The sequence below is a fragment of the Ameyamaea chiangmaiensis genome (assembly GCF_013376175.1).
GTDB lineage: Bacteria > Pseudomonadota > Alphaproteobacteria > Acetobacterales > Acetobacteraceae > Ameyamaea > Ameyamaea chiangmaiensis.
Genome location: NZ_JABXXR010000148.1, coordinates 1 through 6,521, shown reverse-complemented (window position 1 = coordinate 6,521; position 6,521 = coordinate 1). Strand labels below are relative to the sequence as shown.

Annotated in this window: 7 protein-coding genes; 4 read left to right on the top strand and 3 right to left on the bottom strand. The window is 67.2% G+C overall.

Translation table 11 applies throughout. The features are described from left to right. The coding region (locus tag HUK82_RS13550) for an Mrp/NBP35 family ATP-binding protein (RefSeq protein WP_176614465.1) at nucleotides 1-796 on the top strand (796 nt) is incomplete at its 5' end. Between the two features lie 23 nt (nucleotides 797-819). Here the strand turns inward: HUK82_RS13550 and HUK82_RS13545 are convergent. Genes HUK82_RS13545 through HUK82_RS13535 form a run of 3 tightly spaced genes read right to left on the bottom strand, consistent with a single transcriptional unit; the run spans nucleotide 820 to nucleotide 4,785 of the window. Further along, nucleotides 820-2,214 carry a DUF2142 domain-containing protein gene (locus HUK82_RS13545; RefSeq protein ID WP_176614464.1) on the bottom strand — a complete coding sequence of 465 codons (1,395 nt, stop codon included), beginning with the start codon at nucleotides 2,212-2,214 and terminating at the stop codon, nucleotides 820-822. A gap of 47 nt (nucleotides 2,215-2,261) precedes the next feature. Next, a complete protein-coding gene (locus HUK82_RS13540) occupies nucleotides 2,262-3,227 on the bottom strand; it encodes a glycosyltransferase family 2 protein (RefSeq protein ID WP_176614463.1) in 966 nt (321 codons plus the stop codon). Between the two features lie 43 nt (nucleotides 3,228-3,270). Continuing rightward, nucleotides 3,271-4,785 carry an FAD-dependent oxidoreductase gene (locus HUK82_RS13535; protein WP_176614462.1) on the bottom strand — a complete coding sequence of 505 codons (1,515 nt, stop codon included), beginning with the start codon at nucleotides 4,783-4,785 and terminating at the stop codon, nucleotides 3,271-3,273. A 55-nt stretch (nucleotides 4,786-4,840) separates the two neighbouring features. On the opposite strand from HUK82_RS13535, the gene HUK82_RS13530 reads away from it, so the two are divergent. The 3 genes from HUK82_RS13530 to HUK82_RS13520 form a co-directional block, all read left to right on the top strand. Then, nucleotides 4,841-5,329 carry a MarR family winged helix-turn-helix transcriptional regulator gene (locus HUK82_RS13530; RefSeq protein ID WP_176614461.1) on the top strand — a complete coding sequence of 163 codons (489 nt, stop codon included), beginning with the start codon at nucleotides 4,841-4,843 and terminating at the stop codon, nucleotides 5,327-5,329. A gap of 68 nt (nucleotides 5,330-5,397) precedes the next feature. Continuing rightward, nucleotides 5,398-6,369, top strand: a complete 972-nt coding sequence (gene fabD / locus HUK82_RS13525; protein ID WP_176614460.1) for an ACP S-malonyltransferase — start codon at nucleotides 5,398-5,400, stop codon at nucleotides 6,367-6,369. 23 nt (nucleotides 6,370-6,392) lie between these two features. After that, the coding region (locus tag HUK82_RS13520) for an SDR family NAD(P)-dependent oxidoreductase (RefSeq protein ID WP_176614459.1) at nucleotides 6,393-6,521 on the top strand (129 nt) is incomplete at its 3' end.

The window sequence follows — 6,521 nt, the reverse complement described above, 5'->3', positions numbered from 1 at the left end:
CCCGGCCGCCGAGGCGCCGGTCCTGCCGGACGTCGGTGCGATGATCGCCGTCGCCTCGGGCAAGGGCGGCGTCGGCAAGTCCACCACGGCGGTCAACCTGGCGGTGGGGCTGGCGCGCGAAGGCTTGTCGGTCGGGCTTCTGGACGCCGATATCCACGGCCCCTCCCTGCCCCGGATGCTCGGCCTGCACGGCACGCCGGAGGTGCGGGACGGACGGCTGCAACCCGTCTCGATCTGGGGGCTGAAGGCGATGTCGATCGGGCTTCTGGTCGATGAACGTCAGGCGATGATCTGGCGCGGCCCGATGGTGATGGGCGCTCTGAAGCAGCTCCTGGGCGAAGTGGACTGGGGGCCGCTCGACGTGATGATCGTCGACATGCCGCCCGGCACTGGCGACGCGCAGCTTACGCTTGCGCAGAAGGCACCGCTGTCGGGCGCGATCGTGGTGTCCACCCCGCAGGATATCGCCCTGATCGACGCGCGGCGCGGCATGGCGATGTTCGAGAAGATGCGCGTGCCGGTGCTGGGGCTGGTCGAGAACATGTCGTTCTTCTGTTGCCCGAACTGCGGCCATCGGACCGAACTGTTCGGGCATGGCGGCGCCCGGGCCGAAGCCGAGAGCGCGGGGGTGCCGTTTCTGGGCGAGATTCCGCTGCTGGCCGATATCCGGTTCAGTGCCGACCAAGGCGCCCCGATCGTCGCAAGCGCGCCCGACAGCGACGCCGGACGCGCCTATGCGGCTTTGGCGCATACCGTAGCCGCCACGATCCGACGACTCCGTGGCCGCGCGGGATAGGTAAAACAGGGGGCCGCAAGCGCCTACCAGTAGCGCCCGGCCAGCGTCGTCCCCACCGTCAGCGTCGTCACGAACAGGAAGACGGCCACGCCGATAACTGCCAACTGGTGCACCAAGAGCGACGCGCAAACGCGCCCCGGCTGGCGGGTACGGGGAAACACCAGCGCCAGAAACGGCGCGATCGGCAGGAAATAGCGCCCCTGCACGCCCTCGACCACCGGGCCGCCGACCTTCGTCCAGATAACATAGAGCGACAGGAACACCGACCCGCTGGCCAGCGCCATGGTCCCGAGCGTCAGCACCATGCACAACCTTGTAGGTCGCAATGCCGTGCGCTCCCGCAGGGCAACGCACGACAGCGCCAGAGCGGCCGCGATGACACCATAGGACAAACGATAGAAGCCCTTTGGAAGCGGCGTATCGAGCCAGCCGAGCACGCCGATGAATTCAAGCACGCGGGCGTGCAGCGTCTGGCGCAGCGTGTGGAACGCAAGTGCGGGAATCGCGGTCGGGTGCGTCAGGACCCAGTGCATCTGCCCCGCATCGGATACGCCCGAATCCGGCAGGAACTGGATCTTGACCGGCGCGATTCCCACGCGTTGCCAGAACACGACCACGACGGCGCTGAGGAGAAGCGGGGCCGCGGAGATCAGCCGATGGCCGCGCGCGCCAAACGCCAGAGGGATCGCCGCGCACCAGATCAGCGGCGGCTTGCTCACCGACAGGATCGCAAAGCCGATCGCAACGCCGATCCACAGGCGCGGGGAGACCTGCTCGCGCGGTTCGATCCGCGACAGCACACCGGCGAGCAGGACCGCCAGCCCGACGAGGATCCCGTCCTGCGAACAGGACGCCGCCAGCGCCATCACCATCGGCAGCCCGGCCATGACGGCCAGATACACCGCCCCGCGCCGCGCCAGCGCGATCCCGAGCGTGGCCAGCACCAGAGCCACGATGCCGTTGACAATACGCACGGCATAGCTGGTCTGGAGGACCGTCATGCGCGTCGCCCGCGCGACGGCGATAGTCGCCGCCCCGGGAAGATAGGTGACGGGCGCGTAGATCACGGTGTTGCCGAAATTGAAAAACGGCCGCCGGTCATCCCATGGCAGGCCGGCGACACCGTTCAGGAGCGGGACCGAGACCTTGCGCCGCGCGTCGAACCGCAAATCGTCGAAAGGTCCCATGACGCGCGGCACATTTGACGGCAGATAGCCGCCGCTGTCGCGTGGCGAGGTGCGCAGGCCGACCCAGCCGCCCTGCGCGATCTGGGCGGCGCGGGCGAAATGGTTCTGCTCGTCCGGTGTCTGCCCGGGGGGCGTGACCACCGCGCACAGCACGATCATCACGGCCGCGAAAAACCCGTAGACGGGGGCAAGCGACAGCGGGCGAAGGGGATCGAAAAGACGGCTCAGCATCAGCACTCTTTACACAAGGCGTGGCCCGGCATCCGGCGCGCCACCCGTCACGGCCCCTCGACATAGGGCGGCGCGGCCAGCGCGAGGTAGGTCAGCCGCTTGAGTTCGAGCCGACCCAGAGCGACACTGTCCAGGATCAGCCCGCATGCCAACGACAACGCCGCCAGCGTGCCCAACCCCGTGGCCAGCACCGCCGACGGCAGACGCGGCACGGTGCCGGTGCGCATGTAATCAAGGATGACGGGAATCCCGACCGAGATCCCCGCCAGCGCCAGAACGACTGCTGCCACGGTGAAGAACAGCAGCGGGCGTTCCTGTTTGACCAGCGTGATGATGGTACGCAGGATACGCACGCCGTCGCGGTATGTGTTCAGCTTGGACACTGAACCGGCCGGGCGTTCGACATAGCGCGTGCGCACCTCACCCATCGGCATGTTCAGCTTGAGCCCATGGATCGAGAACTCGGTCTCGGTCTCGAAACCCGACGACAAGGCCGGGAACGACTTGACGAACCGGCGGGAAAAGACGCGGTAGCCCGACAGCATGTCGGACTGTCCCCGGCCGAACATCCCTGCCGCAAGGCCGGTCAGCACCTTGTTGCCCAGCACATGTCCGGGCCGATAGGCCGCCTCGCGGTCGGTCACACGCACGCCGGTCACCATGTCGAGGCATTCCCGCCCGGCAAGCGACACCATCTCGACCGCCGACCGCGCGTCGTAGGTCGCATCCCCGTCCACCAGTACGTAAAAATCGGCCTCGATATCGGCGAACATGCGTCGGATGACGTGGCCCTTGCCCTGAAGCCGCTCCGTCCGGGTGATCGCCCCGTGCGCGCGCGCAACCGCGATCGTGCCGTCGGAAGAATTGTTGTCGTAGACATAGACTGGCACACCGGGCAGCGCCGCGCGAAAATCGTCGACGACCGTGCCGATCGCGACCTCTTCATTGTAGCACGGGATCAGGACCGCGATGCGCGGCGTCGCCGGCGCGGGCTCTTCCTGGGGTATCGACATCAACCTGACTGCGCGTAATGAGAAAGGAGCCGAAGCTCTATCATCATGTGCGCACCCACGCCAGACAGGCCGCCAGGGCGTCACCATCCGTCACGTTCAGGATCGCGGCAATATATCCGTCCGGACGGATCAGCACCTGCTGACCCGGCTGCAGACCATATGCCCGGGCGATGTGCCCCCCTTCGTCGACCAGATCGCCCTCCGGCCCCACGTGGCAGATACGCAATCCGGCGCGTGGCGTGGGACCGGACTCATCCGCCTGGCCATGGATGAGCAACGTCCAATGGGCACCCTGCAGGACGTGAAAAAGGCGCGTCGGCTGGCCTGCCGCACCCCGGCACGGCGCATCCGGCGCGCGATCACCGGGATTGAGGAGAACCTCCGACCGGTCCGGCGCGGGAACGGTCAGAACAGATCCCCGATAGCCGAGATCGAGCTGCCGCACGCGGCGATCGCGGCTCAGATCACCGGTCTTCATGCGCTCCAGAAGCTGCGTCGACAGGCCGAGCATATCGGCCGCGATTGGACGGCGTTCGGCCTCGTAACTGTCGAGCAGCATCAGAGGTGCGCCACACCCGACCGCCGAGAGTTTCCAACCGAGATTGTAGGCGTCCTGCACACTGGTGTTGAGGCCTTGGCCGCCGGTCGGCGGATGGGTGTGCGCCGCGTCGCCGGCCAGCAGCACGCGCCCCGCCCGATACCGGTCCGCCAACCGCGCGTTCATCGCATACGCCGACGCCCAGGAGACGGCACTCACGCGCACGTCGCTGCGCCCGGTGCGCGTCGCGACCAGCGCCGTCAGGCCGTCAGCCGATAGATCCGGCTCCCCCTCCAGCGCGATCGGCGCCTGGATCTGGAACAGATCGGTGCCCGGCAGAGGGCAGATCGACACCTGACGGTCCATGTCATCGGGGTTGAACCGATGCCACGCATCGCGCGACAGACCCGTCAGGGCAACGTCAGCGACCAGAGCGCGCACGCCCAGTGTCCGGCCCGGAAAGTCGATACCGGCCAGGCGCCGCACCGTGCTGCGGCCGCCATCGGTCCCGACCAGCCATGCCGCGCGCAGGGTCGTCACCGTATCCCCGTTGGTGACATGGGCCGTGACACCCTGCGCGTCCGACTCAAAAGCCGTCAGTTCCATACCGAAATCGACGCGAGACCCAAGCTCTGCCAGACGGTCGCGCAGCACCTGTTCCGTCAAACACTGCGGAAGCATGATCGGCAGGGGATAGGGTTCGGACGGGGTGGAGGACCGCGCCTCAATGAGGTCGGTATCGAGGAATCCCCCCTTGTCATCGTAGGTTCGCAGCGGCGGGTAAGGTTGGCCGACGGCCGCGATCCGATCGAGCACACCCAGATCTTCGAACACTTCGAGCGTACGGGGCTGAAGCCCCTTGCCGCGCGACCCCTCGAAAGGAGCGTCGCGCCGCTCGATCAGTCGAAAGTCACATCCCCGCCGCGCCAATTCGATGGCCAGCGTCAGCCCGGCGGCCCCGGCGCCACAGATCAGGACCGTGGTCCCGGGGGATTGGTCACACGCTGTGCTCTCTGTCATGGTCGCCTCATTATGTGTATAATGCACATACTTATGAGCTACTCAGGTGTCAATCATGAATGTGCAAAATACACATATATCCGTCCTCCTGCGCGATCTGCATCGCTCCCTGATCGAGATCGTCAGTGCGATGAACCGCCCGCAACGCGACGAGGCCCTGCTGCGCGAGGCGGGGCTTTCGCTTGATCGTGCCCTGTTTCCAGTGCTGGTTCTGGTCGAGCGCCTGGGCCCGATCGGCGTTGTGGACCTGGCCGACCGCGTGGGCCGGGACCACACCACCGTCAGCCGCCAGATCAGCCGCCTCGAAAGCCTCTCCCTCGTCACCCGTCAGGTCGGAACGCACGACCGGCGGGTGCGGGAAGTCGTGATCGCGCCGGCGGGCAAGCGAATGACCGATCGCATCGATGCCACGCGCGAACGGCGCGCCCGGGCTGTGTTCGACAACTGGTCGACGGACGAGCTTGCGACCTTCGTTGGCCTGATGCATCGTTTTGCCGATGCGCTGACCGATGATCCGGGGACGAAAGCGGCTGAACCGGCCTGATTTGACACGATGGGATGCATCTTGCATCAGGTCAGGCCCCAGATCGCCAGTCCCCCCGGGAGAGTACAATGCCGGTTCACGCTTTTCTTTTTCCCGGTCAGGGAAGCCAGTCCGTCGGCATGGGCGCCGATCTCGCCCAAGCATTTCCCAGCGCGCGCGAGGTGTTCGAGGAAGTCGACGACGCGCTGGAGCAGAAACTGTCGACCCTGATGTTCTCCGGCGAGGCCGAGGAACTGACCCGCACCGAGAACGCACAACCCGCGCTGATGGCCGTCTCGATGGCCGTGCTGCGTGTTCTCGAACGCGAAGGCGGCCTTGTGCTGCGCGACCGGGTCGCCCTAGTGGCCGGCCATTCGCTGGGGGAATACTCGGCACTGGCCGCCGCCGGAACATTCGGGATTGCCCAGGCCGCGCGGCTGTTGCGCCTGCGCGGGCGCGAGATGCAGCGCGCTGTGCCCGCCGGCAAGGGCGGCATGGCGGCACTGATCGGCACGGACCTCGCCGGTGCACAGGCCGTGTGCGATGAAGCCGCCGTGCTGCGCGTCGAGGGCGAGCCCGACCGGCATGAGGTGATCGAAATCGCCAATGACAACGGTGGCGGTCAGGTCGTGATCTCGGGCGTTCTGCCCGCGGTCGAGCGCGCGGTCGCGATCGCGAAGGAGCGCAAGATCAAGCGGGCGGTCCTGCTGCCGGTCTCCGCCCCGTTCCACAGCTCGCTGATGGCGCCCGCCGCCGATGCGATGGGCGAGGCGCTGTCGCGCGAGCGCCTGGCCGCGCCCTGCGTGCCGCTAGTGGCCAACGTCACCGCCGCCAAGGTCAGCGACCCGGACACGATCCGCGACCTTCTGGTGCGTCAGGTGACCGGCACCGTGCGCTGGCGCGAAAGCGTCGAGGCGATGGCGGCCATGGGCGTGGACAGCATCGTCGAACTGGGCGCGGGCAAGGTGCTGGCGGGTCTGGTCAAGCGGATCAACGGGGACGTGGCGACCGCGTCGGTGGGCACGCCCGCCGATATCGAGGCCATCCTCAAGACGTTCTGAACAAGTCGGAGACAAAGACGGTCATGTTCGCACTGACAGGAAAGGTTGCGCTGGTCACCGGCGCATCGGGCGGCATCGGGGCGGCGATCGCCCGCGCGCTGCATGCCCAGGGGGCGGCGGTGGTGCTGTCGGGCACGCGGCAGGCGGTGCTC

What these genes read in the sequence shown, in the direction of transcription:
- HUK82_RS13535 (WP_176614462.1), bottom strand. Translation starts at nt 4,785, where the DNA reads ATGACAGAGAGCACAGCGTGTGACCAATCCCCCGGGACCACGGTCCTG.
- HUK82_RS13540 (WP_176614463.1), bottom strand. Translation starts at nt 3,227, where the DNA reads ATGTCGATACCCCAGGAAGAGCCCGCGCCGGCGACGCCGCGCATCGCG.
- fabD (WP_176614460.1), top strand. Translation starts at nt 5,398, where the DNA reads ATGCCGGTTCACGCTTTTCTTTTTCCCGGTCAGGGAAGCCAGTCCGTC.
- HUK82_RS13530 (WP_176614461.1), top strand. Translation starts at nt 4,841, where the DNA reads ATGAATGTGCAAAATACACATATATCCGTCCTCCTGCGCGATCTGCAT.
- HUK82_RS13545 (WP_176614464.1), bottom strand. Translation starts at nt 2,214, where the DNA reads ATGCTGAGCCGTCTTTTCGATCCCCTTCGCCCGCTGTCGCTTGCCCCC.